Annotated in this window: 1 protein-coding gene; it reads right to left on the bottom strand. The window is 66.1% G+C overall.

Going from position 1 to position 595, the window contains the following annotated elements:
* Nucleotides 1-595: ketoacyl-synthetase C-terminal extension domain-containing protein (locus LI94_RS21430; protein WP_046302519.1), on the bottom strand; the 595-nt coding region annotated here is incomplete at both ends.

Genomic DNA, 595 nt, shown 5'->3' with positions numbered 1-595 from the left:
TCAACAGCCGCAGCGAACACCGGCTCATCGGCCAACAACCGACGACCCATCCCCACCCAATGCGAACCCTGACCCGAAAACACAAACACCGGCCGTGACGTCGCACGCCGCGGCCGGGGCTCGGTGACACCGGGTGCGGACTCGCCGGCAGCGAGTGCGGTCAACCCGGCCACTGCGGCGGCGTGATCGCGAGCAGCTACGCCCGCGGTGTAGTTGTAGCGGCTTCGGTTCTGCCGCAAGGTCTCTGCGACGTCGGACAGGGCCACACCAGCGCCGTCGGTGGCCATCCATTGTGCGAGTACTTCGGCGGTGGCCGCGATACGTGCCGGGGACTTACCCGAGACCACCAACGTGCTCACCGGCACCGCAGCAGCCCCCGCAACAACCTCAGCATCGGGCGCCTGCTCAACAATCACATGCGCATTGGTGCCCGACACCCCGAACGAGGACACCCCCGCCCGACGCGGACGCGACACCGCCGGCCAAGCCATACCCTGACCAGCAATCTGAAACTTCGACGCCCCCGCACCCGCATTCGGCGTCAACTCCGAAAAATTCAAATGCCGCGGAATGAAACCCTGCTGCACCGACAACA

This window comes from Mycobacterium sp. UM_Kg27, from assembly GCF_000972905.1.
In the GTDB taxonomy this organism is placed as follows: Bacteria; Actinomycetota; Actinomycetes; order Mycobacteriales; family Mycobacteriaceae; genus Mycobacterium.
Note: the sequence above shows the minus strand (reverse complement) of the source record. Positions and strands in the feature narration are given on the sequence as shown.